This window comes from Mesorhizobium sp. ESP6-5 (genome assembly GCF_020164695.1).
Lineage (GTDB): Bacteria > Pseudomonadota > Alphaproteobacteria > Rhizobiales > Rhizobiaceae > Mesorhizobium > Mesorhizobium australicum.
On sequence record NZ_JAIUGR010000007.1, the window covers coordinates 76,267 to 99,516 of the forward strand.

A 23,250-nucleotide genomic window follows, 5' to 3' on the forward strand; every position below is an offset into this window, starting at 1 on the left:
CATGACGGGCCGCAACCATCAAGGGAATAAGATCATGAGCGATATCCCTTCCGGCATCGGCAGCGTGACCCCCGAAAATGTCGTCCCCCATGGCATAGCCGACTGGCTATGCCTCGCCGCGGCGCCGACCTTTGCGGTGATGGCGCTGCTTTCCCGTCTTCACGGCGGCGACGGGACCATGCTGTGCATGGGCGCCTCGCCGCTGGCCGGCTCGATCCTGACCGGCATGCCGGCCATGTATCTGCTGATGAGCGCTTTCCATCTGGCGCCGTGGCTGAGGGTGATGTCCCGCCGCTAGGCGCTGAGAAGGCATGGCTCTGCCCGACTCCGGCGCCCGACCTCACGTCGCGATGTCATTGACCGGCAGCAATGGCTTGGGAAGATCGCTCTCGCCGAGCCCGGCGCGCATCTCGATCTCGATGTCGCGGCAGATTTGCGAGATCGGCACGTCGTTGGCGTTGCCCTCGAAAGGGTTGGCGCTGCTCTCGCCGACCTGGTCGAGGGACATGTAGGCCCAGCCCAGCAGCGTGCTGAACGGGATCGTCAGCCAGATGCCGATCGAGCCGAGCATGCCCCCCAGCTTGCCCATGTCGGCGAACACCGGAACCACGCCGAACGGCAGCAGCGTGCAGAAGATCATGACGAACATGGAACTGACGATGGCGTATTGCCGGGGATAGGGATTGTTCTTGATGCGGTCGCAGCGCGCCTGCTGGTCGTGGAAGTCGCGGATCAGCTTCGTCAGTTCGCCATGGATCTGCGGCGGGACCTTGGCGTCCTTGAACAGTGCATTGACCTGGACGGACTGCAATTCGAGCAGGGCTATCGCCGGACGAGGCGATTTCAGGACATCCGCGGTCTGGTCGCCCAGCAGCGGGCGTAATTCGTCGGCGATCGAACCCTTGTCCTCCTGAATGTGGTAACGCCGTCGGTATTCGATATTGGCGGCGTTCCCCATGGATTCCCACGGCATCGGCCGCCGCAGCGCATATCGCAGCGCCGTCATCCAGGCGATATGGCGGTAGATGAGCTGCCTGGCCGTCGGCGCATCGAGGAAATCCCGACAGAAATTCGACCATACGCGGCTGCTGGCCGTGATCTGCGTGAAGGCCTGCAGCGCCTCACTGCTGCGGGTGAACACCTGCGAGTTCTTGAAGCCGGCGACCAGCGACACCGTGGTGCCGAGCACCAGCACCACCGACCATGGCACGGAGAACCCGGCAATGCCCGGAAAGCGGTAGGCAGCCACGGCCAGCCCACTCACCACCACCATGTAGAGGACGCTGCGCCGTGACCACAGTGCGAAATCGATCACCTTGTAGGAACGGCCTACATACATTGAAATGCCCCTCAATCACGAACGGGCGGCAATCGGACCACCGGTAGCCTGACGCCTATCATATCGTTTGCACAGGGCGAAGAGCCGTCGACCGCGGTGTGCGCAGGACGCCGCCATGGGCACAGGATCTCGCCCGCGCCCGTGATCGTTCCCCCTATTTAAATTGCACTTCGGCTTGGCGAGTTGCAGGCGTCCGCCAGTTCCGCCCGGCGAGTGGTTGTGGAAGACCGTCTTGAAGGATTCCAGCAGCACCGGACTGCACCGTCGGCAAGGCCTGGACTCCGATCGACGCCGGCGTGGGTTCACCAATAAGCGACTTCATCATGGCAAGCGCCTCGGCGACGCCCTTGTCATCGGGACGCCACGAGCCGGTAGCCTTTGGCGATCTCGATTGCCGAGCGCAGGCCGAGATCGACCGTGGTATCGGAATGTCGATGCCTTGCGCGCGCATCGAGGACAGCGTGTCGAGCGCCAGCTGGTCTCATGCCACCTTCTCGTAGCGGGCGCGGCTCAGGCTGACCAGGCAGGCGATGGCCGCGCAGACGCCGGCCAGGACCAGCGCGAGGCTGGGTGCGCCTGTCAGCGGCACGGTCGCGAAAATGATCGACATCGAAATGGCGCCAAGCGTTTGTCCCAACAGCCGTGCCGTGCCCTGCATGGCTCCCGCCCCACCGCTGCGCGCCTTGGGTGCGGAGAGAAGCAGGATGCGATTGTTCGGCGTCTGGAAAAGACCAAAACCCGTGCCCGCGACGACGGTTCCGACCAGGAAGGCAATCGCCCTTGGACCGGGCGGTGTCAGGCCCGCGATCAGAAGGCCGATCGCCAGCAACCCGCCGCCGGCGGCGCACAGCCACGCTGTCTTGAAACGATCGGCCAGCCGCCCCGAAATCGGCGCGATGATGATCGTCGCGATGGGCCATGGCATCATGTAGAGGCCCGCCTGGACTGGGCTCATGTGCAAGGTGTGCTGCAGGTAGAATGGCAGCGCGACGTAGCTGAGCATCTGCCCGGTGAAGCACGAGATCGAAGCGATGACGGCTACCCGGAAGGCTGGATCGGCCAAGAGGTCGGTCGGCACGATCGGTGCGGCACTCCTGCGTTCGAGAGACAACAAGATGACGAGGCACAGGACGGAACAACCGATCAGGATCGACCCGCTGACCGGCGCACCGGCGATGCGGTCGGCGCCCGTGAAGAACAGGATGAACATCAGTGTGTTGGCCAGCAATGCCACGAGGTTGAGGTGACGCTTCACGCCATCCAGATGCGCAAGCAACCCGCCAGACAACAGGACGATGATGCCGATCGGGATGTTGACGGCGAACAGCCACGGCCAGCTGGATACGGAGAGGATCGCGCCGGCGACACCAGGGCCGGCGGCCGCGGAAATCGCAATCGTCATCGCGTTGAAGCCGATCACTGTTCCGAGCAGCCGCTGCGGCACCGAAACGCGCAGGTTCATCGGCCCGGTCGCCATGATGGCGCCCGCCCCCAGCCCCTGGATGGACCGGGCAGCCACAAGAACAGGCAGGCTGCCGGCGAAGGCACAGGCCGCCGAAGCCACCGTGAACAACGCGACACCCAGAAGAAAGACACGCCGGGGGCCGTGGATCTCGCCCAGCGCGCCGCAAGGCAAAAGAGCCACAAGCACCGCAAGCTGGTAGCTCGACACCACCCACACGGTGCTGCTGGCACTGGCATTGAGCGACGCCGCGATGGATGGCAGCGCGACATTGGCGATGGCGCCGTCCAGCACGACGAGCACCAGCGTCATCAGCAGGACGGCGATGGCCAGGTAGCGGCGTGGCGACGGCAGGCCGTCATGGGCGGGATTGATCGTTGCGGCTATGGACATCGGAGGCTCCGCTTCGTTGGTGTCGCCGCATCGATACCGCTCACCCCATGATTGCACCAGGCGCAACGGAGTAAATTGACCGTTGCGTCAAACGCCTCATCTCGTTAGGCTCTCTCATGCTCAATCTTGACCTGAACCTTCTGGTGGCGCTTGACGCCTTGCTGCGGGAGCGCAGCGTCTCGGGCGCCGCCAAGAAACTTGGCCTCAGCACGTCCGCGATGAGCCGCACACTGTCGAGATTGCGGCTGGCGCTGGGCGATCCCATCCTGGTGTCGGCGGGACGCGCCATGGTGGCGACGCCTCATGCCGAAGCGATTGCCGAACAGGTGCACACGCTGACGTCGGAGGTCCGGTCCGTGCTCAGCCCCTCGCCGGAGATCGACATCAGCCAGGTGCGGCGCGATTTCACCATCCGGGCCAATGAAGCCTTCGTGCTGCTCTACGCCGCGCGTCTCCATGCCCTTGTCACCAGTGCCGCGCCCGGCATAAGGCTGCGCTTCGCGCCCCGGCCGGACAAGCGCATCGAACTGCTGAGAGAAGCCACGATCGACCTCGATATTGGCGTGCTTTCGGGTGATGGTGCCGAATTGCGTGGGCAGGCGTTGTTCGATGACCGTTTTGTCGGTGTGGCGAGAACGGGGCATCCGCTTCTGGAGACCGAAATAACCGCTGAGCGTTACGCCGCGTGCCGGCACGTGGTCTCATCCCGGCGAGGCCATTTCATCGAACCGATCGATGAAGCACTCGCCGAACTCGGCCTTTCGCGAAAGGTCGATCTGGTGGTGCCGAGCTATCCGGCGGTCGTCGCGGTCGCGGCCGCATCCGATCTCGTTGGACTGGTGCCGCGCTCGTACCATCTGGGTGCGACAGGCCGTACCCAGATGTTTGATCTGCCGGTGGCAAGCCCAGGCTTCACCATCACCCAGGCATGGCACCCCCGCATGGATGCCGATCCCGTGCATCGCTGGCTGCGATCGTTGATCTTCAAGGAGTTTCCGGGCGCGGTTCGCCGGCTCGAGCAGCCGGCGACGGCAGGAAGTCTGGTGGCGGATCGACGGCGGGCCGACTGATCCTGTTCCCGGACCCGGAGCAGTCGCCGAGCTGCCATGCCGGAGCAAATTCAGCCGCCCCCAAACACGATCGCACGATCAGCGTTTGTCATCGCTCGCCTCATGCCGGGGCAAGCGGCGTTCGCCCTCTCATCCAGCCTTCGTCGCCCCGAACCGCAACCCGTCCATCAGGAGCTTGACCAGACGGCGCGAGCGGTCGCGCCATTCGGGCGTGTCGGGCGCCGAGTAGATGCCGCCGAGCGCATGCAGCACGTCGGAGGCATCGACATCGCCGCGGATGGTGCCGTCGGCCACCGCCGCCTCGACCAGTTGCCGCAGCGCCTGCGACACCCGTCCCGACGTGTCGGAAAACAGCGTCGAATTGGTGTTGAACAGGATGCGCAGGCTGGTCGCCAGGCCGCGCTTGGTAGCGATGTAGTCGACGAAGCGGCGCATCCATTCTTCCAGCGCCACATCGGAGGGATATCTTGCAGCGAGCTCGCCGGCCGCCGCGCACAACCCCTCCGCCTCGCGGCGGTAGACCACCTCGACCAGATGCTCGCGTGTCGGAAAATGCCGGTAGAGCGTGCCGATGCCGACGCCGGCGCGCCGAGCGATCTCCTCCAGCGAGGCGTCGATGCCGCGCTCGGCAAAGACCGCAGCCGCCACCTCGACCAGCCGGTCGCGATTGCGCCGTGCATCGGCACGCAACGGCTTGTCGGCGGCGGCGGTTTTTTGGTCAGCGGTTGTGACGGGCTCAAAAGCCAATTTTTTTCTCCACCAGGGATATGGGGGCTTGAACCACGCCTGGCCAGCCCCCACGTAAATAAACGGAGGCACCTCCGCTTTTAGTGGAGAACCCCCATCATATAATCAGGGGAACCGGTATGTCACGTCTTTCGAAGCCGCAACCCGCCACTTTCCCAACCCGCAGGAGATTGGCCGTCGCCTGACCTTGCCCTTCCCCGCCCCTACCCCACTTCATTCCCCTCAGCGTCAAGCAACTGGAGCCAGACGCCCATGACCAGCCTTCCCATCTCGCTTACCGTCAACGGACATCGACACGAACTGGAGGTCGACCCACGCGTCACCTTGCTTGACCTGCTGCGCGAGCGGCTTGAGCTCACCGGCACGAAGAAGGGCTGCGACCGCGGCCAGTGTGGCGCCTGCACGGTGCTGGTCGACGGCAAGCGCATAAACTCCTGCCTGGCGCTGGCGGTCAGCCATGACGGCGCCGAAGTGCTGACCATCGAAGGTATCGCTCACGGTGAAGAACTGCACCCTGTGCAGGCCGCCTTCATCGCCCATGACGGTTTCCAGTGCGGTTTCTGCACGCCCGGGCAGATCATGAGCACGCTCGGCCTGATCGCCGAAGGACAGGCTGGCGATGATCCCGAGCGCATCCGCGAGGGGCTGAGCGGCAACATCTGCCGCTGCGCGGCCTATGGCGGCATCGTCGAGGCCGTCCTGGAAGCCCAAAAAAACATTGAAGCCCAGAAAAACATGGCCGACACCGCCACCACCGAGGCACGCAGGAGGACCGCGGCATGAGAGACTTCGATTTCATCAGGCCGGCCACCGTCTCCGACGCCATAGCGGCGGCGGCCGAACCGGGTTCGGCCTATCTCGCCGGCGGCACCAATCTGCTCGATCTGATGAAGGGCGGCATCACCAGCCCCGAACGGATCGTCGACATTACCCGCCTGCCGGAACTCAATCGCATCGAAACGCTCGATGATGGCGGCCTGCGCGTCGGCGCGCTGGTCCGCAATGCCGATCTCGCATATGATCCGGCCTTCGCCAGAGCCTATCCGGCGGTGGCCGAAGCGCTGCTTTCGGGCGCCTCTGCGCAGCTTCGCAACGCCGCCACTGTCGGCGGCAATCTGTTGCAGCGCACGCGGTGCAGTTACTTCTACGACACCGCCAGCGCCTGCAACAGGCGCGAACCCGGTTCCGGCTGCTCGGCGCTTGGCGGCGAGAACCGCCTGCATGCGGTGCTGGGCTGGAGCGATGCCTGCATCGCCACCCATCCCTCCGATTTCTGTGTGCCGCTGGTGGCGCTGGACGCCGTCGTCGAGATCGAGGGCAAGGGAGGCCGGCGCCACGTGACCTTGGAGGAATTCCACCGGCTTCCAGGCGACACGCCGCAGCGCGAAACCGTGCTGCAGCCAGGCGACCTGATCGTTGCGGTGCGCCTGCCGGCGGAAGCAGCGTCCTTCGCCGCCCACGCCCGCTACCTGAAGCTACGCGAACGCACCTCCTATGCCTTCGCCGTCGTTTCGGCTGCCGCGGCCCTGACCGTCGCCGACGGCAAGATCCGCGCCGCGCGGCTGGCGCTCGGCGGTGTCGCGGCCAAGCCATGGCGGGCGCGCTCGGCGGAAGCGGTGCTGCTCGGCGCCGATGCCAATGAAGCGAGCTTCGTTCGGGCCGCGGATGCGGCTCTGGCCGACGCCAGCCCCTCCGGCGACAATGCGTTCAAGATCGAGCTTGCCCGCCGCATTGTCGTCAGGGCGCTGATGTCCGCACAGGCGGGAACGCCCGCTCTGATGCCCGCTTTGCCTGCTTCCCCTTTTTCCTCCCTCCCCGGAGTGCGTCATGACGCTTGAACTCGGCCTCAACCAACAGCCTGCCCATACGCGCCAGGGCTCCAGCATCGGCCAGCCGCTGACCCGTCGCGACGGATTTTTGAAAGTCACCGGGACCGCGCGCTTTGCCGCCGACAACAATCCGCCCGGCATGCTCTATGCCGTGCTTGCCGTCTCCAGTATAGCGCGCGGCCGGGTTGTCTCGCTGGATGTCGAGGCGGCCAAGGCGCATGCCGGCGTGGTCGAGGTGATGACGCCACTGAACCGGCCGGCGCTCGCCGTCGATCCGGATGCCAAGGACCATCCCTTCATGTTCCGGCTCGACCTGCTGCAGAACGATGGGGTTCGCTACCCCAACCAGAGCATTGCCGTGGTGATCGCGCGGACGCTGGAAGCGGCGACCGAAGGGGCGGCGCTGTTGTCGCCGCGCTATGAGGAGTTGCCGGCGCGCGTTGGTCTGGACGGCGCCAAAAGCTTCGTGCCGCGCGGCGTTGGCGTCGGCAATCCGGCTGTGCAGGAGAAGGGCGATGTCGAGGCCGGCCTCAAATCGGCAAGGACGCGGATCGAGGCGACCTACGAGACGCCGGCCCAGTACCACAACGCCATGGAGCCCCACGCGATCGTCGCTGCCTGGGATGGCGACCGGCTGTCGATCGACACGCCGAGCCAGGGCCTGGCCATGGCGCAGGGCCGCATCGCCGGCCTGTTCGGCATCGCGCCGCAAAACGTCCATATCCGCAGCCCTTTCCTGGGCGGCGGCTTCGGCTCCAAGGGCATGATTTCCGGACCGCAAGTGCTCGGCATCCTGGCGGCGCGTCTCGTCGGCCGCCCGGTCAAGCTGGTGCTCCGGCGCGAGCAGATGTACGGCCCGGTCGGTCACCGCGCCCCGACCCGCCAGACATTGCGCATGGGCATGGATGGCGAAGGGCTGCTGACCGCGATCTCCCATCACGCCAGGACCACGTCGAGCACGTTCGACGATTTCTTCGAACCGGCGGCGGACGCCTCGCACACGCTCTATGCCAGTCCGGCCATCGCCACCTCGCACGATGCCGTGCGGCTCGACACCGGCACGCCGCTGTTCATGCGGGCGCCAGGCGAGGCCACCGGATCGATCGCGCTTGAGAGCGCCATCGACGAGGCGGCCCATGCCTGCGGCATGGACCCGCTGGAATTCCGGCTCAGGAATTACGCCGAGGTCGAACCGATGACCGGCAAGCCGTTCTCCTCCAAGGCGCTGCGCGAATGTTACGAACAGGCCGCCGAGGCGTTCGGCTGGGCGGGTCGCCCGCTGCAGCCGCGGCGGATGCGCGACGCCGACGGTTTCCTCACCGGCTGGGGCATGGGCACGGCGACGTTCCCTGCACTCATGTTCCAGGCGGAGGCACGCGCGGTGCTGAGGGCCGACGGCACCGGATTGATGGAGACCGGCGCCCAGGACATGGGCCAAGGCGCCTGGACGGCTTTTGCCCAGATCGCAGCAGACGGGCTGGGGCTCGACATCGACCAGGTCGATTTCAGGGCCGGCAGTTCCGACCTGCCCAATGCGGGCATCGCCGGCGGTTCGGGTCACACGGCGACGGCCGGCATGGCCATCCACAATGCGGGTGCGGCCGTCATCGCCAACCTTGCCGGTCTCGCCACCGGCGACGAAGCCTCGCCGCTGTTCGGCGCCGGCAATGAAGGCGTTGTTGCACGCGGCGGACGCCTTTACCGGCGCGATGACGAAAGCCGCGGCGAAAGCTATACCGAGATCCTCGTCCGCGCGGGCCTGACCGAAATCGAGGGCCGGGGCAAAGGCGCTCCGGACCCGGCCTCCCAGGAGACGTACGCCAAGCACGCGCATGGGGCCGTCTTCGCCGAGGTGAAGGTCGACCCGGATCTCGGCCAGATCCGCGTCACCCGGCTGGTCGGCGCATTCGCCGCCGGACGGGTCATCAATCCGCGGCTGGTGCGCAGCCAGTATTATGGCGGGATGATCTGGGGCGTTTCCTTCGCGCTGCATGAGGAAGCCGTCACGGACCGGCGTTCCGGCCGCATTCAGAATGCCAACCTGGCGGACTATCATGTCCCGGTGAATGCCGACGTGCCCTCGGTCGAGGCGCTGCTGGTTCACGAGGACGACCCTTACGTGAACGCCCTCGGCATCAAGGGCGTTGGCGAAATCGGCATCACCGGCACTGCCGGCGCCATCGCCAATGCGGTCTGGCACGCGACCGGCGTGCGCCCACGGCGCTTTCCGATCCGGATCGAGGACCTGCTGGGGTGACGAGCGGTCCGCCCGAAACGACAGGCCTGCGCCAGAGCATGATGCCGAAAAGTGGGAACCGGTTTTCGGACGACATCATGCTCTATCTCTTTGATTTAGACGCGGATTCAGATTTCAGGTCGAACGGACCTGAAATCATCCGGCTCTAGGGCAGGCAAGCGGTCGGTTGGAGCGCCCTGCCCAGTTTCAATTCATTCCCCCAGCGTCAAGCAACTGGAGCCAGACGCCCATGACGAGCAAGACCACGATTCCCGTCCATCTCGATATCAACGGCCAGCATCACACGCTGGAACTCGAGCCGCGTGTCACGCTGCTCGACGCCTTGCGTGACAGGCTCGGCCTGACCGGCACCAAGAAGGGCTGCGACCACGGCCAGTGCGGCGCCTGCACCGTCCATGTCGACGGCGAGCGCGTGCTGGCCTGCCTGACGCTGGCCGCACAGGCCGAGGGCCGCGCCATCACCACCATAGAGGGGCTTGCACGGGAGGGCGAACTGCATCCCGTGCAGGCTGCTTTCCTCGAGCAGGACGCCTTCCAGTGCGGCTACTGCACGCCAGGCCAGATCATGTCGGCGGTGGCCTGCATCCGCGAGGGCCATGCCGGCTCGGACGAGGAAATCCGCGAATACATGGCCGGCAATCTCTGCCGCTGCGGCGCCTATCCGCACATTGTCGCCGCCGTGCGCCAGGCGGCGCTGGAGGCCGCGTCATGAGGGATTTTTCCTATTTTCGCGCCACCTCGGCTGATGCCGCCCGCCAGGCGGCCGCGCTGCCCGGCGCCATGCTTCTGGCCGGCGGCACCACGCTGATCGACCTCGCCAAATGCGGTGTCGCCGAGCCCGACACGCTGGTCGATATCACCCATCTCGAGGGGTTCGACCAGATCGAGATCGACGAGCGCGGCGCCGTCATCGGCGCGCTCGCCAGGATGGGCCATGTCGCCGACCATGACGACATCAAGAGCCGCTTCCCCGCCATCTCCGAAGCGCTCTGGCAGGCAGCCTCGGCGCAGATCCGCAACATGGCGACCATCGGCGGCAATCTGATGCAGCGCACGCGCTGCCCCTATTTCCGCGATCCCTCGAACTTTGCCGCCTGCAACAAGCGCGAACCAGGCAGCGGCTGTTCGGCGATCGGCGGCGTTACCAGGGGCCATGCCGTGCTTGGCACCAGCGAGGCTTGCATCGCCATGTATCCCGGCGACCTCGCCACCGCGCTCGTCGCCTTCGACGCAACGGTCCATCTCGGCGAACGGCGCGTGCCGGTGGAGGACTTTTTCCTGCTGCCAGGCACGACGCCCGACAGGGAACACGCGATCGAGCCGGGCGAGATGATCACCGCCATCGAAATCCCTTCTTCCGCCGTCGCCCGCCGTTCGACCTATTTGAAGATCCGCGACCGGCAGTCCTATGAGTTCGCCGCGGCCAGTGCCGCTGTCGGGCTCGAACTGGAGGCCGACGGGCGCACCATCCGCGACCTGCGCGTGGCGCTCGGTGGCGTCGCGACCAAACCCTGGCGGGCGCGAGCCGTGGAAGCCGCGCTAAAAGGCAAGGCGCTGGAGCCGGAAGCCGTTCGCACGGCCAGCCTGCTCGCCGTCGAAGGCGCCGTCGACCATGGCGCCAACCGCTACAAGATCGAACTCGCGCCGCGCGTCGTCGCACGCGCCATCCTCAAATTGGGAGAAGCGGCATGACCGTTCACATCGCAAGCACTGTTTACGTCGGAAGACATGGCGACGCGTCCGACGGCGCGCAGGTGGAGGCCGTCGGCGGCCGGCTGTCGCGCGTCGACGGCCCGGCCAAGATCACGGGTGCGGCGAAATACGCCGTCGAGCAGCAGCTCGAAGGGCTCGCCTATGCCGTGCTGGTCGAAAGCACCATCGCATCCGGCAAGGTGCGCGCCATCGAGACGGCGGAGGCCGAGACCGCGCCGGGCGTCCTCAAGGTGTTGACACCAGACACGATCATCAGCCTGAAAACCGCCTCGGACTGGTTCGGCACGCTGCCGCCGGACAAACCCTATTGTCCGCTGGCGCGCGACGTCACCTTCTCGGGCCAGCACGTCGCCGCCGTGGTTGCCGAGACCTTCGAGCAGGCCGTGGCCGCCGCGACGATGGTCAAGGTCAGCTATGATGAGGCTCCGGCCATCGTCGACCTCAGCGACGGCAAGGCCGGCGACGGCGTCCCAGTCGACGCCATGACCAAGGAATGGGGCGACGCGGCCGCCGCCTTCGCCTCCGCCCCGGTGCGCGTCTGCGCCGCCTACAACACACCGCGCGAATACCAGGCGCCGATGGAGCCGCATGGCCTGATCGCCCGCTGGGAGGGTGACCATCTCACCGTGTGGGAGCCGAGCCAATGGCTGGACGGCATGGCGCGCACCTATGCCGAATGGTTCGGCGTGCCGTTCGAAAATGTGCGGCTGATGTCGCCCTATGTCGGCGGCGGCTTCGGCTCCAAGGCGCTGGCGCTCAGCCATGGCGCGATTGCCGCAAGTGCCGCGAAAATGCTCGGCCGGCCGGTGCGGCTGGTCATGACGCGGCCGCAGACCTTCACCGGCTATGGCGGCCGCGCCGCGACGCGGCAGACGGTGACGATCGGCGCCGACCATGACGGAAGAATCCAGTCGATCGTGCATCGCGGCGTCAACGAAACCTCCATCGACGGCATGTGGGTCGAGCCACTGGGCTCGGTCACCTCGATCATGTACGCGACGCCGAACTTCTCCTCGAAACAGAATGTCGTGCGGGTGAATTCGGTGGTGCCGGGCGCCATGCGCGCACCGGGTGAAAACCCTTCGGCCTTCGGCATCGAAAGTGCCATCGACGAGCTCGCCTACGAGGTCGGCATCGATCCGCTGGAAATCCGGCTGCGCAACTACGCCGAACAGGATCCGCACGCGAAAAAAGCCTGGTCGACCAGGCAGTTGCGCGAGGCTTTCGCAGCGGGTGCCGAACGCTTCGGCTGGGCCAGGCGCACGCCTGAGCCACGCTCGATGCGCGACGGCAACCATCTGGTCGGCTGGGGCGTGGCCGCCGGCACCTATCCGGTGCGGCGCGCCTATGGCGAGGCGATCGTGCGCATCCTGGCCGACGGCTCGGTCGAGGTCGAAAGCTCCTCCATCGACATGGGCCAGGGCACCTACACCATCCTGGCGCAGACGGCCGCCGAAACGGTCGGCGTTGCGGCCAACGACGTGGTGGTGAAGCTCGGCGATTCGCGCTTCCCCCGCGCCGGCGTCGCCGGCGGCTCGCGGCTGGCCGGCGTGATGACGGGCGCCGTCCACAAGGCCGCGACCTCGGCACTCGACCAGCTGGTCGGCCTGGCGATCAGCGATCCCCGCTCGCCCTTCAACGCGCTGCAGGCCAACACGCTGGTCGTCGCCAATGGCCGCATCACCGCGCCGCGGGGCGACGGCCCCGACGTCTCGATCGGCGAACTGCTCAAAAGCGTCGGCCGCGACCGCATCGAAGCGACTGGCGACACCATGCCGGCCAATTCGTCAGCGGATGATCGCTACAAGAACTACACCACCATCGCCATGGCGCTGCCACACACGGAGGGTGACTATTCCCGCCACTCCTGGTGCGCGCATTTCGTCGAGGTGCGCGTCCACGAGGATTTCGGCACGGTGCGTGTGTCGCGCGTCGTGTCGGCGCTGGATTCGGGCCGGCTCTACAATCCGAAGCTCGCCGAAAGCCAGTGGAAGGGCGGCATCATCATGGGTATCGGCCAGGCGCTGCTCGAAGAAGGCATCGTCGATCGCCGCCACGGCCGCATCGTCAACAACAACCTCGCCGACTATCTCATCCCGACCAATGCCGACATCCCCGAGATCGAGGTGATCTCGGTGGGGGTTCCCGACCCGCACTCCTCGGTGCTGGGCGGCAAGGGTGTCGGCGAACTCGCCATTGTCGGCGTCGCGCCCGCGATCGCCAATGCAGTGTTCCACGCCACAGGCAAGCGCGTGCGGGATCTGCCGATCACGCTGGAGAAGCTGATCTGACGGTGAGGCTGCCAATCTTCCCCCTCGTGGGGGAGATTGGATGTCGCGGCGGTTCCGCCAATTTTCAACATTGAAAAAAAGCGCCTGCGCCGATCACCACTCCAGCCCGAACACCAGCTTGCCGAAGTGCAGGCCGCCGGCGGCCATGTGGGCGTAGGCTTCGGCCGCTTCGTCGGGCGAAAACACCTTGTCGACCACCGGCTCGATCCGGGCCGCGCCGACGGCGCGGGCGGCGTCGCTGAGATCGGACACCGATCCGGTGTTGTTGCCGACCACCTTCAGCGCCTTGATGATGATCGGCAGCAGATTGATCGTGGCCTCGGCACCGGTGACGAAGCCGATGGTGAACAGCGTACCGCCGGGCGCGGTGGCGTTGACGGCGCGGGCGAAGGTGGCGCTGCCCCCGGTCTCGACGACAAGGTCGGCGCCGAGGCCGCCGGTCAGCTCCAGCACCTTGCCATCCCACTCGGGCGTCGCGCGATAGTTGATGAGATGATCGGCGCCGAGCGCCTTCGCCCGCTCCAGCTTTTCGTCCGACGACGAGGTGATGATGACGGTCGCGCCGGCGGCTTTAGCGAGCTGCAGGGTGAAGATGGAGACGCCGCCAGTGCCAAGCAGCACGACGACCGAGCCCGGCCCGACATCGGCGGCGCAAATGGCGTTCCACGCGGTGGTGCCGGCGATGGGCAGCGTCGACGCCGCCTCGAAGGAAAGATGCGCCGGCACCGGCACCAGCGAATTGGCCGGCAATGCGACATATTCGGCCAGTGACCCCGGCAGCGAAATGCCGCGCATCTGCGTCATCTCGTAAGGCCGCGGCGGCCCACCGATCCAGCGCGGCTTGGCATGGGCGATGACGCGATCGCCGATGGCGAATCTCGCAACGCCCTCGCCCAGCGCGACGATCTCGCCGGCGCCGTCGGCTATGGGGATGAGCGGAAAGCTCGGTCCGGGATAATTGCCGCTTGCCACCGCCACATCGACGAAATTGAGGCTCGCCGCACGCTGGCGGATCAGCACCTCTCCGCGCTGCGGTTCGGGGGTTGCAACGGTGGCGGCGCGGAAGGCGTCCAGCCTGGGCTGGCTGAGTTCGATGGCTTTCATGGTTTCACTCCGGTGGACGATTGGTGGTTGAGTGAACCTATTTGCTGCGTTATCTCTGGATAATCCTCGTTTCGCGAAATTGAGAACTGTGAATGATGCAGCAATCTCACGAACCCGCTGCCCTTGCCGAGATGGCTGCGTTCGCGGCCATCGCCGAGGCGCGCTCCTTCACCAAAGCGGCGGCGCGGGTCGGGCGCGACGCGACCATTCTGTCGCGGCGCCTGCAATCGCTGGAAACGCGGCTGGGGGTGAGATTGCTCTCGCGCACGACGCGCAGCGTCTCGCTGACCGAAGCGGGCGCCGAATTCCTGATGCGCGTGCGCGCCATCCTTGCATCCGTCGACGAGGCCGAGGCCGTCGCGTCCGCGCATGCCGGAGGCCGCCCGCGCGGCGTGCTCAGGCTGGCGCTGCCCGGCACGTTCGGGCGCATGTGGATCGGGCCGCTGCTGCCTCAATTCCTTGCCGAATTTCCCGATGTCCGCATCGAGGCCGAATTCTCCAACCGCTTCACCGATCTGGTCGCCGAGAATTTCGACGTCGCCGTGCGGCTGGGCAGCCTGGAGGATTCGCGCCTGGTGGCACGCAAGGTGGCGACGCGACGCAGGCTGCTCTGCGCGGCTCCCTCCTATCTCGCCCGCAGGGGCACGCCGGAGACGCCGCAGGCGCTGCTCGATCATTCCTGCCTGGGCTTCTCGGGCTTCCAGACCTTTCCGGCCTGGGAGATGACCGACCGCGAGGGCCGGCGCGCGCGCGTCGAGGTTTCCGGGCCGTTGGTCAGCGACGATGCCGAGGTGCTGGTCGAGGCCGCCGTGCAGGGGCTCGGCCTGATGATGAGCACCGACTGGCTGGTCGGGCGCGAGCTTGCCGATGGACGGCTGGTGCCTGTGCTGGAGGAGTGGACCTTGGCGGATGAAGGCGCCGTCTATGTCGTCACGCCCTCGGCCAAGGGAAAAGCCGCCAAGACCCGCGCCTTCACCGACTGGATCGGCAAGCGCTTCGCGCCGGAACCGCCCTGGCGGTAAAGCCGCTGACCCGCTCGCGGTAGAGACTGCGCGCTTCAGGGCCCATGAGCCGCCAGCGGCATGCCGATGTCCGACACGAGTTTGACGAGGTCGGCTTGGCGTCTCGTGCCGGTTTTGGCAAAGATTCGGTTGAGGTGGGTCTTCAAGGTGTTTTCGCCAATGCCGAGCGCCAACGCGCTCTTGGACGCTGACAATCCGCTGCCGATCCGCAGCAGCACCCGCGCCTCCGAGGGCGTAAGATCGAACAGCGTGGTCAGAACGGCCTCCGGGAGGGGAGAAGCCGATGTCGTCGTCGATATGAACACAGCCGCGCATGCCGGCCGGAAAACCGCGCGCGCCGTTCCTTCAGTCAACGGCAACACATAGGCAACGGCGGGCGGCTGGCCTTGGGCCGAAACCGGCAGCCCTATGCCGCGCGCGCCAAGCGAGGCATCCGCGCTCGCCGTGCTGGCGATCGCGTCGAGCAGGGCGCGGGCCACGACCCGATTCTGTGCCTGGAGCAGGCCGTTCCTGGAGAGAATGGGCCCCTGCACCGAAAACATCTGTTCGGCGGCCGCATTCGCATGGAGGATTGCTCCATTGGCGTGGGTAAGCACGACAGGCACAGCCAAATGATCGAGCGCCTGACGATAAAGATCGATGGTGATGCGGCCCTGGTCGAGCAGATCGCCGATCAGCGAAGCACGGCGCAGATGCGGCGAGAGCAATGCCAGGAAATGCTGCTCTTCGATCGAGATGCCTCCCCTGCTGGCTCGCGTGGTGCAGCCCAGAAGCCCGATTCGGTCCGGCGTATGAACGAATTTGGTGATGCAAGCCTCGCGCAGTCCCTGCGGTTTGGCCCAGTTCTGAAAAAACGGCGTCAGTTGGAGTTCGCTTTCGCTCATGAGCGACAGCGTCGCAACGGGCCGGTCGACATCGCCGACGACCGCTGCCTTCAGTCCGGGAATTCCATCAAAGTCATAGTCTTCTTCGAGGGCCCGCATCTGCACGGGATCCCAGGGCGACTGAGCCGCGAAACGGCCGCTATTATGGGCGGTGCCGGCAAGCGCGATGGTGGTATAGGCCGCGTCGACAGCTTTCGTGACGCGGGTCATGACTCCGGCCCAGCCTTCCGGGTTCAAAACGCAATCGTAGATATCGCCGATAATCGAACTCAGGACTTCGCTGCTCAGCCTTTCCATCACACCTCCAGGCACGCCCCGATCTCGCCTCGGAGGAATTTGTGACATCATACTTTTGGATGACGCAAGTCGCGGCCGCTCTCGACTATGGGTTGAACTTGGTCGCTTGAACGCCGGGCCGCCACTGTTGCCGGTTATTGTCGCAATGGAAAGCATCGCGTTCGATATTTTTTAAGCCGTGGACAGTTGTCGAGGTTCCCCATTGTCGCGAAAGACGGTGCTTTCATCGGCTCGGTTGCCACCGCATCTTGATGAACGAGAACGATTTTCCCCGTGGCAAGACATCCCTGTCGCGGAAATACGGTCGGCCGAATACGACAGTCCGGAAAACCTGCACTTCGAAGCCATCGAAGCCACGGCCGTCGGTTCAGCGGTTCTCGGCCAGATGTCCGGACCCGTCAAGCATGCCACACGCAAAGCGAGCAACATCGCCAATGACGACGAGGACGGCTATCTGCTGATGATCAACAAGGCCGACACCATGCTGTCAGGGGTACATGCCGGCCGCGAATATGCCGTCGGCCGGGGAGAGGCCGTGCTTGTCACCGCATCGGAAGCTCTGAAAATGAACGGTGCCGACAGCAATGTCTGGACGAATGTGGTGGTCCCACGCGCGATCCTCCTGCGCGCCTTCCCGCAGATCGATGACAGGCTGGGGCTGAAGATCGGCGCCGACAGCGAAGCCCTCGAGCTTCTCAAACGCTATTGCCTGCTTCTTGAAAGCGGCAGCCCGCTTGCCTCCGCGGATCTGATCACGCACGCGACGGACACGATCGTGGATCTGATCGGCCTGGCGACCGGCGCAAAAGGTCGGGCTGCCGAACTGGCCGGGCTTCGGGGCCTGCGCGCTGCCAGGCTGGAGGCCGTCCTCGCAAGGATCGCCGAGGATTTTATCGACCCCGGCATCTCCGCCCAAAGTGTCGCTCTACAACTCGGCCTGTCGGTGCGCTACGTCCACGACCTCCTTCAGGAGACGGGAATGAGCTTCTCCGAACGCGTTCTCGAACTGCGTCTGCAGAGCGCCCACAGGATGCTCTCGCACAAACACAGCGACATGCGGGTCAGTGACATCGCCCTGACAAGCGGATTCAGCGACGTATCGTACTTCAACCGCTGCTTTCGTCGCCGTTTCGGCTATACGCCGACAAGCGCCAGATAAGTTTTGCAGCCTTCGCCAGCAGTCCGGTACCGCCCGTGCGAGGCCGTTCCGCAGCGGCTTGCGCCACCGATGACGCCGAACTGCCACAATGCGCGCAAAACACGCTGCTTTTCACTCCAGTCCAATTCCGGTGCGGCCCTGCCCAAGACAAGGCCGGGCTCCAATGACATGTCAGCCTCAGGGTGAAACGTCATGTCAGGGGATCGAATGCCGCGGAATGCATTTGGAGGCCGCAAGGCCAACGCATTGAAAAACCTGGCGCTGGCGTCGACGGCACTGGTCTGCCTTGGCCTGCCGATCCCCGCATCGGCAGCCGAGATCTGGACCGGCGCCGCCTCCACGGATTGGTTTACCGCCGGAAACTGGAACCCCGCCGCTGTTCCGACATCGAGCGACGATGTTATGCTCGATCCGGTGTTCCCGCACCCGACCGTGGTCAATGCGGCGAATGCGGCCGCTCATTATCTGTTTGTCGGCACCATTTCGAGTTACTCGGGCTCGCTGACGATCACCAATGGCGGCACCCTCTCCGACACTGCCGGCTATCTCGGCTACGCTTCGGACGCGAGCGGCACCGTGAGCGTCACTGGAGCAGGCTCCGTCTGGAGCAACAGTTCGGACCTTTTCCTTGCCTTGGGTACGAACAGCAACGGCACCTTGACGATCTCCAGCGGCGGCGCTGTGAGCGACAAAGTGGGTCATGTCGGCTACGGCCCGGGCACCGGCACCGTAACGGTGGACGGCCCGGGCTCGACATGGACCAACAGCGGAGATCTTTATATCGCCGAATTTGGCACAGGCACGCTGGACATCACCAATGGCGGCGTGGTCAGCAATGCCATGGGCACCATCGGTTGGCATGCAGGCTCCACCGGCACGGTGACGGTCGACGGAGCGGGTTCGACCTGGACAAACTCCTCCCACCTATACGTCGGCGATCAGGGCACCGGTGCGCTGAAAATCTCGAACGGCGGCAAGGTCAGCAATCTGAGCGGTATCCTGGGCAACCTGGCGGGCTCCAGTGGCACGGCAACTGTCGACGGTGCTGGCTCGACCTGGGCGAACGCGGCCCTTGCGGTCGGGAACGCGGGCTTCGGCGCGCTGACGGTCACGAATGGCGGCGCGGTCACCAGTTCGGTGGGCTATGCCGGCTATGCCGCGGGCTCCAAGGGCCTGGCGGCGGTCGACGGCGTCGGCTCGGCCTGGACCAACACTTCGGACCTCTTCATCGGCTTCCAGGGCCAGGGTACGCTGACGGTCTCGAATGGCGGCGCGGTCAGCAACACCATCGGTATGATCGGCGCGCAGACGGGCTCGACCGGCATCGCGTTCGTCGATGGCGCCGGCTCGATCTGGACAAACAGCTCCAACCTGATTGTGGGCAATTTGGGTAACGGCGCACTGGGGATCACTCACGGCGGCGTGGTCAGCAACACCTGGGCCGCTGTCGGCGCGAAGACGGGCTCCATCGGCATGGCGTTCGTCGACGGCACCGGCTCGACCTGGACCAACAGCGGAAACCTGAGTATTGGCGATTTCGGCGCCGGCACTTTGGCGATAAGCAATGGCGGCGCCGTCACCAACGCCTGGGGCTTTGTCGGCAACTCGGCGGGCTCGGCTGGCGAAGTGTTCGTCGACGGCGCGGGATCAAAGTGGACAAATAGCGGGAATCTCTACCTCGGGGGTCTCAGCACGGGCACGCTGACGATCTCGAACGGCGGCGCGGTCAGCGACACTGTGGGCGCTGTGGGCACCATGGCGGGCTCGACGGGGTTTGCCACTATCACCGGTGCGGGCTCGACCTGGACAAGCAGTTCCAACTTCTATGTCGGCGATGGAGGCACTGGCACGCTGAAAATCCTGAACGGTGGCGCAGTCAGCAATGCCATGGGCTACGTTGGCTTCGAGGCGGCCTCGACGGGCACGGCAATGGTCGACGGTGCAGGCTCGACCTGGACCAACAGCGGAAACCTCAAGGTTGGGGTTGCGGGCACGGGCAAGCTAGCTGTCACGAACGGTGGCGGCGTGAGCAACCTTGCTGGCTATCTCGGATATGCCGCGGGCTCGACCGGGACGGCGACGGTGGACGGCACCGGCTCAACCTGGGCGAATACGGGCGAACTCATTGTCGGCCAATCAGGAACCGGCACGCTCGACATCACCAATGGCGCCGCCGTTAGTAACCAGACTGGCTCTGCGGGCTACGACGTCGGGTCCATGGGCACCGTCACGGTCGATGGACCGGGTTCGAGCTGGACGAATTCCGGCGACCTGTTCCTCGGTTTCAAGGGCGCCGGCACGCTCCAGGTGGCAGATGGCGGCCATGTCCTCAACCAGGCCGCGCTCCTCGCAGTGTTTGAAACCGCAACCGCCACCGTGACGGTGGACGGGGCGGGATCCTCCTGGAGCACCGATGACAATCTTATCCTGGGAAGCGCCGGCCACGCGGCACTTTCCATCTCCAGCGGCGGTTCAGCGGATGCAGATTCCGTCTTTGTCGGCCAGGCGGCGACAGCCACCGGTGCGGTTACCGTCGACGGCGTGGGCTCGAAATGGACCAACAAGAACGGCATGTACCTTGGCGGTCTGGGAATCGGCACTCTTGCCGTCACCAATGGCGGCGTCGCATCCGGCGGCGGCACCTACATGGCGTTCGCCGCCGGTGCCACCGGCCAGGCAACCGTTGATGGCCCGGCCTCACTGTGGGAGATGCACGGCGACCTGGATATCGGGTTCGGCGGCACTGCTTCGGTGACGCTCTCCAACGGCGGCACCGCTCTGGTGGACGGCTCTACCGTGATCGCCAGCCAGGCCGGCTCTGTCGGCGCGCTTAACATCGGCGGCGCGGCGGGCTCCGCGGCGGCGGGCGCCGGCGTCCTCGATTCGGCAACGTTGCAGTTCGGCTCCGGCACCGGCACGCTCAATTTCAACCATACCAGCGCGAACAATGGCTTCGCTTCGGCGATCAGCGGACTGGGAACGATCAACCAGATCGCCGGCAACACCAAGTTGACCAGTAATTCCTCCGGCTTCACCGGGACGACGAACGTTCTCGGCGGCGGCCTCTATGTCAACGGCTCGCTCGGCGGCGCGATAAATGTCACCGGCGGCCTGCTTGGCGGGTCGGGCACGGTAGGCATTGTGACCATTGCTTCGGGCGGCACCTTTGCACCGGGCAATTCGATCGGCACGATCAATGTTAGCAACACAGCCTTCTCGGCCGGTTCGACTTACGCAGTTGAAGTCGAAATCGGCGGCACATCCGATCGGATCAACGCCACCGGTACGGTGACGATTGGCGGCGGCACGGTCGACGTCATACCCTATCCGGATTATGCGACCGGCACGACCTATACGATCGTCACGGCGGCGGGCGGTGTCACCGGCACCTTCGACAAGGCCAGTCTCGAAGGCGGCTCGATCTTCATTGCGCCGACGCTCACCTATGACGCGAACAATGTCTATCTCAACCTGGCCAAGGCAAGCTTTGCCAGTGTAGGCCTGACGCCGAACCAGATCGCCACCGGCGGCGGCGCCGAAAGCCTTGGCGCCGGCAATCCGCTCTTCGATGCCATCTTTGCCTTGTCGAGCGAGGCAGCCGCCCAGGACGCTTTCGACCAGCTTTCCGGCGAAATCCATGCCTCGGCCAAGGGCCTGCTGATCGAGGACTCCCGCTTCGTTCGCGACGCCGCCAACAGCCGCATCGCTGCCGCCTTCGGCGATGCCGGCGCGTCGGCCGCACTTCCGGTCATGGCCTATGGCGAGGGCGGCCCGGAAATGGTCGCCGCCGACACCGACCGCTTCGCCGTCTGGGGCCAGGCGTTCGGTTCCTGGGGGAGTACCGAAAGCGACGGCAACGCCGCCGCCTTCGACCGCTCCACCGGCGGCCTGCTGGCCGGCGCCGACACGCTGGTGGGCGGCTGGCGTCTCGGCCTGCTCGGCGGCTACAGCCATTCCTCCTTCGATGCCGACGACCGCAACGCCTCGGGCAAGAGCGACAGATACCATCTCGGTCTCTATGGCGGCACCAATTGGGGCGCCATCGCCTTCCGCACCGGTGCGGCCTACAGCTGGAGCAGCCTCTCGACCAAGCGCTCCGTCGCCTTCACCGGTTTTGCCGATCAGCTCTCGGCCGACTACGATGCGGGCACCGCGCAGATGTTCGGCGAACTCGCCTACAAGGCCGAGACCGGCGGGAGCTTCAAGTTCGAACCCTTCGCCAACCTCGCTTATGTCAGCCTGCACACTGACGGCTTCAGCGAAACCGGCGGTGCGGCGGCCTTGACCAGCGCCGGCGCGAGCAGCAACGTCACCTTCGCCACGCTCGGCTTGCGCGGCTCGACCGATTTTGCGCTTGGCGGCGTCAATGCCACCGCGCGCGGCATGCTCGGCTGGCGCCACGCTTCCGGCGACGTCACGCCGACCTCAAGTTTCGCCTTCGCCGGCGGCGACGCCTTCACCATCGCCGGCGTGCCGATCGCCAGGGACGCGGCGGTTATCGAAGCTGGCATCGACATGAAAGTGTCGCCCAATGCCACGCTCGGCCTGTCCTATTCCGGGCAGTTCGGTGGTGGCGCCTTCGACAACGGCGCCAAGGCAAACCTCAGTGTCAAGTTCTGACGACAACAGGCCGCCGGCTCGCGCCAAATTAACGTCGCCGGGCGGTCCTGGCGTCCGCCCCCTACTCCGGCGACGGCACCGGCGGCTTCGAGGTCAGCGCGGTGCCGGCGGCGGCCACGATCACGGCGGCGATGCCGGCCAGTTGCGGCGTGGTCAGGCTTTCCCGCAGGAACAGGAACCCGGCCAGCGCGCCGAGCCCCGGCTCGAGGCAGGTCAGCGTGCCATAGATGCGCGCCGGCATGCGGGTCAGCGCCACCATCTCCAGGAAGAACGGCAGCGCGCTCGAGAACAGGCCGACGAGCAGCGCGCTGACCAGGATCGACGGCGCGAGCAGGCCGCTTCCCGCCTCGGCAATGCCAAAGGGCAGCACCAGCACAGCGGCGATCGCCATGCCATAGGCGGTGGTGCGGGTGCCGAGTTCCGCGCCCGCCTTCTGCGCCAGAACGATATAGAGCGCCCAGAACCCGCCGGCCGCCAGCGCCAGCATCACGCCGATCGGGTCGAGCGGCTTTAGCGAGTGGATGAAGGGCGACAACAGCACGATGCCGGCGACCGCAAGTGCGATCCAGGCAAAGTCGCTGGCCCGCCGAGAGGTCAGTGTCGCCACCAGCAGCGGACCGGAAAACTCCAGCGCCACCGCGACGCCAAGCGGGATCCTGGCAAGTGACGCGTAGAACAGAAGGTTGAGCGCGCACAGCGTCACCCCATAGGCGATGAGCCACGGCATGGTGGCGCGCGAGGGCCGTACCTGCCAGGGCCGCAGCACCGCGATCAGCATCAGCGCGCCGATGACCAGCCTGAGCGTCGTCGTGCCTTGCGCGCCGATCACCGGAAACAGCGTCTTGGCGAAGGTGGCGCCGATCTGGATCGACACCATGGCCCCCATCAGCGCCGCGACCGGCAAGGGTGCGGCTTCGCGGCTGGCAAGCGGCATTGATGTCACTTGTGCTTCATCCCTCCATGCCCCGAGGCGAAAACCTGCCCGGCAGCAATGCAATAGGATGAACCGGCCTGGCTGTCGTGAGACAGCGCGGATGCCTCGATGGGGGCACGGCCAGAAACG

The 23,250-nt window shown here is 65.7% G+C and carries 18 protein-coding genes; 12 read left to right on the forward strand and 6 right to left on the reverse strand.

Annotation, left to right across the window (positions count from 1 at the left end):
* The first annotated feature begins 34 nt into the window (after positions 1-34).
* Positions 35-298, forward strand: coding sequence for a hypothetical protein (locus LB524_RS13275; protein ID WP_140663353.1), 264 nt, complete (start codon positions 35-37; stop codon positions 296-298).
* 42 nt (positions 299-340) lie between these two features.
* On the opposite strand, the gene LB524_RS13280 is transcribed toward LB524_RS13275, so the two are convergent.
* The gene (locus LB524_RS13280; RefSeq protein ID WP_140725270.1) at positions 341-1,339 is read right to left on the reverse strand and encodes a bestrophin family protein; all 999 of its coding nucleotides are present in this window, start codon (positions 1,337-1,339) and stop codon (positions 341-343) included.
* A 323-nt stretch (positions 1,340-1,662) separates the two neighbouring features.
* On the opposite strand from LB524_RS13280, the gene LB524_RS13285 reads away from it, so the two are divergent.
* Positions 1,663-1,839: a hypothetical protein gene (locus LB524_RS13285; protein ID WP_157163654.1), complete on the forward strand. Its 177-nt coding sequence runs from the start codon at positions 1,663-1,665 to the stop codon at positions 1,837-1,839.
* On the opposite strand, the gene LB524_RS13290 is transcribed toward LB524_RS13285, so the two are convergent.
* Positions 1,821-3,113, reverse strand: a complete 1,293-nt coding sequence (locus LB524_RS13290; RefSeq protein WP_411909914.1) for an MFS transporter — start codon at positions 3,111-3,113, stop codon at positions 1,821-1,823. The two genes, LB524_RS13285 and LB524_RS13290, sit on opposite strands and share 19 nt — an antisense overlap.
* Positions 3,114-3,310: 197 nt before the next feature.
* On the opposite strand from LB524_RS13290, the gene LB524_RS13295 reads away from it, so the two are divergent.
* A complete protein-coding gene (locus tag LB524_RS13295) occupies positions 3,311-4,264 on the forward strand; it encodes a LysR family transcriptional regulator (RefSeq protein ID WP_224527001.1) in 954 nt (317 codons plus the stop codon).
* A gap of 129 nt (positions 4,265-4,393) precedes the next feature.
* Here the strand turns inward: LB524_RS13295 and LB524_RS13300 are convergent, their stop codons facing one another.
* Positions 4,394-5,011, reverse strand: a complete 618-nt coding sequence (locus tag LB524_RS13300; protein WP_140618000.1) for a TetR/AcrR family transcriptional regulator — start codon at positions 5,009-5,011, stop codon at positions 4,394-4,396.
* A gap of 252 nt (positions 5,012-5,263) precedes the next feature.
* Between LB524_RS13300 and LB524_RS13305 the strand changes: the two genes are divergently transcribed.
* From LB524_RS13305 to LB524_RS13330, 6 genes are all read left to right on the forward strand, one after another.
* The gene (locus LB524_RS13305; protein WP_140617999.1) at positions 5,264-5,794 is read left to right on the forward strand and encodes a (2Fe-2S)-binding protein; all 531 of its coding nucleotides are present in this window, start codon (positions 5,264-5,266) and stop codon (positions 5,792-5,794) included.
* On the forward strand, positions 5,791-6,849 hold the full coding sequence (locus tag LB524_RS13310; RefSeq protein WP_140617998.1) for an FAD binding domain-containing protein: 1,059 nt from the start codon (positions 5,791-5,793) through the stop codon (positions 6,847-6,849). Before LB524_RS13305 ends, LB524_RS13310 begins: the two co-directional genes overlap by 4 nt.
* Positions 6,839-9,097 carry a xanthine dehydrogenase family protein molybdopterin-binding subunit gene (locus tag LB524_RS13315; protein WP_224527004.1) on the forward strand — a complete coding sequence of 753 codons (2,259 nt, stop codon included), beginning with the start codon at positions 6,839-6,841 and terminating at the stop codon, positions 9,095-9,097. Before LB524_RS13310 ends, LB524_RS13315 begins: the two co-directional genes overlap by 11 nt.
* A 229-nt stretch (positions 9,098-9,326) precedes the next feature.
* Positions 9,327-9,809: a (2Fe-2S)-binding protein gene (locus LB524_RS13320; protein ID WP_015316943.1), complete on the forward strand. Its 483-nt coding sequence runs from the start codon at positions 9,327-9,329 to the stop codon at positions 9,807-9,809.
* Positions 9,806-10,789, forward strand: coding sequence for an FAD binding domain-containing protein (locus tag LB524_RS13325; protein ID WP_140617996.1), 984 nt, complete (start codon positions 9,806-9,808; stop codon positions 10,787-10,789). The genes LB524_RS13320 and LB524_RS13325 overlap by 4 nt, the downstream gene beginning before the upstream one ends.
* A complete protein-coding gene (locus tag LB524_RS13330) occupies positions 10,786-13,101 on the forward strand; it encodes a xanthine dehydrogenase family protein molybdopterin-binding subunit (RefSeq protein WP_224527008.1) in 2,316 nt (771 codons plus the stop codon). The genes LB524_RS13325 and LB524_RS13330 overlap by 4 nt, the downstream gene beginning before the upstream one ends.
* A 93-nt stretch (positions 13,102-13,194) precedes the next feature.
* Here LB524_RS13330 and LB524_RS13335 read toward each other — a convergent pair whose 3' ends face one another.
* Positions 13,195-14,205 carry a zinc-dependent alcohol dehydrogenase family protein gene (locus LB524_RS13335; protein ID WP_224527028.1) on the reverse strand — a complete coding sequence of 337 codons (1,011 nt, stop codon included), beginning with the start codon at positions 14,203-14,205 and terminating at the stop codon, positions 13,195-13,197.
* A gap of 95 nt (positions 14,206-14,300) precedes the next feature.
* Here LB524_RS13335 and LB524_RS13340 point away from each other — a divergent pair, with 95 nt between their 5' ends.
* A complete protein-coding gene (locus LB524_RS13340; protein ID WP_041163790.1) occupies positions 14,301-15,227 on the forward strand; it encodes a LysR family transcriptional regulator in 927 nt (308 codons plus the stop codon).
* Positions 15,228-15,262: 35 nt separating this feature from the next.
* Here LB524_RS13340 and LB524_RS13345 read toward each other — a convergent pair whose 3' ends face one another.
* Positions 15,263-16,564 (reverse strand): helix-turn-helix transcriptional regulator, encoded by a 1,302-nt coding sequence (locus LB524_RS13345; RefSeq protein ID WP_224527031.1) that lies wholly within the window; start codon positions 16,562-16,564, stop codon positions 15,263-15,265.
* 46 nt (positions 16,565-16,610) lie between these two features.
* Here LB524_RS13345 and LB524_RS13350 point away from each other — a divergent pair, with 46 nt between their 5' ends.
* Together LB524_RS13350 and LB524_RS13355 are read left to right on the forward strand one after the other, a co-directional pair.
* Complete coding sequence (locus tag LB524_RS13350) at positions 16,611-17,567, forward strand: AraC family transcriptional regulator (protein WP_224527034.1); 957 nt, start codon at positions 16,611-16,613, stop codon at positions 17,565-17,567.
* 207 nt (positions 17,568-17,774) lie between these two features.
* Positions 17,775-22,187, forward strand: coding sequence for an autotransporter outer membrane beta-barrel domain-containing protein (locus tag LB524_RS13355; protein WP_224527037.1), 4,413 nt, complete (start codon positions 17,775-17,777; stop codon positions 22,185-22,187).
* Positions 22,188-22,248: 61 nt separating this feature from the next.
* On the opposite strand, the gene LB524_RS13360 is transcribed toward LB524_RS13355, so the two are convergent.
* Positions 22,249-23,130, reverse strand: a complete 882-nt coding sequence (locus LB524_RS13360; protein WP_224527040.1) for an EamA family transporter — start codon at positions 23,128-23,130, stop codon at positions 22,249-22,251.
* Between the last annotated feature and the right edge of the window lie 120 nt (positions 23,131-23,250).

Bases quoted from the DNA above. Each gene is read 5' to 3' on its own strand.
- LB524_RS13275 (WP_140663353.1), top strand. From the start codon at position 35: ATGAGCGATATCCCTTCCGGCATCGGCAGCGTGACCCCCGAAAATGTC.
- LB524_RS13280 (WP_140725270.1), bottom strand. From the start codon at position 1,339: ATGTATGTAGGCCGTTCCTACAAGGTGATCGATTTCGCACTGTGGTCA.
- LB524_RS13285 (WP_157163654.1), top strand. From the start codon at position 1,663: ATGGCAAGCGCCTCGGCGACGCCCTTGTCATCGGGACGCCACGAGCCG.
- LB524_RS13290 (WP_411909914.1), bottom strand. From the start codon at position 3,113: ATGACGCTGGTGCTCGTCGTGCTGGACGGCGCCATCGCCAATGTCGCG.
- LB524_RS13295 (WP_224527001.1), top strand. From the start codon at position 3,311: ATGCTCAATCTTGACCTGAACCTTCTGGTGGCGCTTGACGCCTTGCTG.
- LB524_RS13305 (WP_140617999.1), top strand. From the start codon at position 5,264: ATGACCAGCCTTCCCATCTCGCTTACCGTCAACGGACATCGACACGAA.
- LB524_RS13310 (WP_140617998.1), top strand. From the start codon at position 5,791: ATGAGAGACTTCGATTTCATCAGGCCGGCCACCGTCTCCGACGCCATA.
- LB524_RS13315 (WP_224527004.1), top strand. From the start codon at position 6,839: ATGACGCTTGAACTCGGCCTCAACCAACAGCCTGCCCATACGCGCCAG.
- LB524_RS13320 (WP_015316943.1), top strand. From the start codon at position 9,327: ATGACGAGCAAGACCACGATTCCCGTCCATCTCGATATCAACGGCCAG.
- LB524_RS13325 (WP_140617996.1), top strand. From the start codon at position 9,806: ATGAGGGATTTTTCCTATTTTCGCGCCACCTCGGCTGATGCCGCCCGC.
- LB524_RS13330 (WP_224527008.1), top strand. From the start codon at position 10,786: ATGACCGTTCACATCGCAAGCACTGTTTACGTCGGAAGACATGGCGAC.
- LB524_RS13335 (WP_224527028.1), bottom strand. From the start codon at position 14,205: ATGAAAGCCATCGAACTCAGCCAGCCCAGGCTGGACGCCTTCCGCGCC.
- LB524_RS13340 (WP_041163790.1), top strand. From the start codon at position 14,301: ATGCAGCAATCTCACGAACCCGCTGCCCTTGCCGAGATGGCTGCGTTC.
- LB524_RS13345 (WP_224527031.1), bottom strand. From the start codon at position 16,564: ATGCTTTCCATTGCGACAATAACCGGCAACAGTGGCGGCCCGGCGTTC.
- LB524_RS13355 (WP_224527037.1), top strand. From the start codon at position 17,775: ATGCCGCGGAATGCATTTGGAGGCCGCAAGGCCAACGCATTGAAAAAC.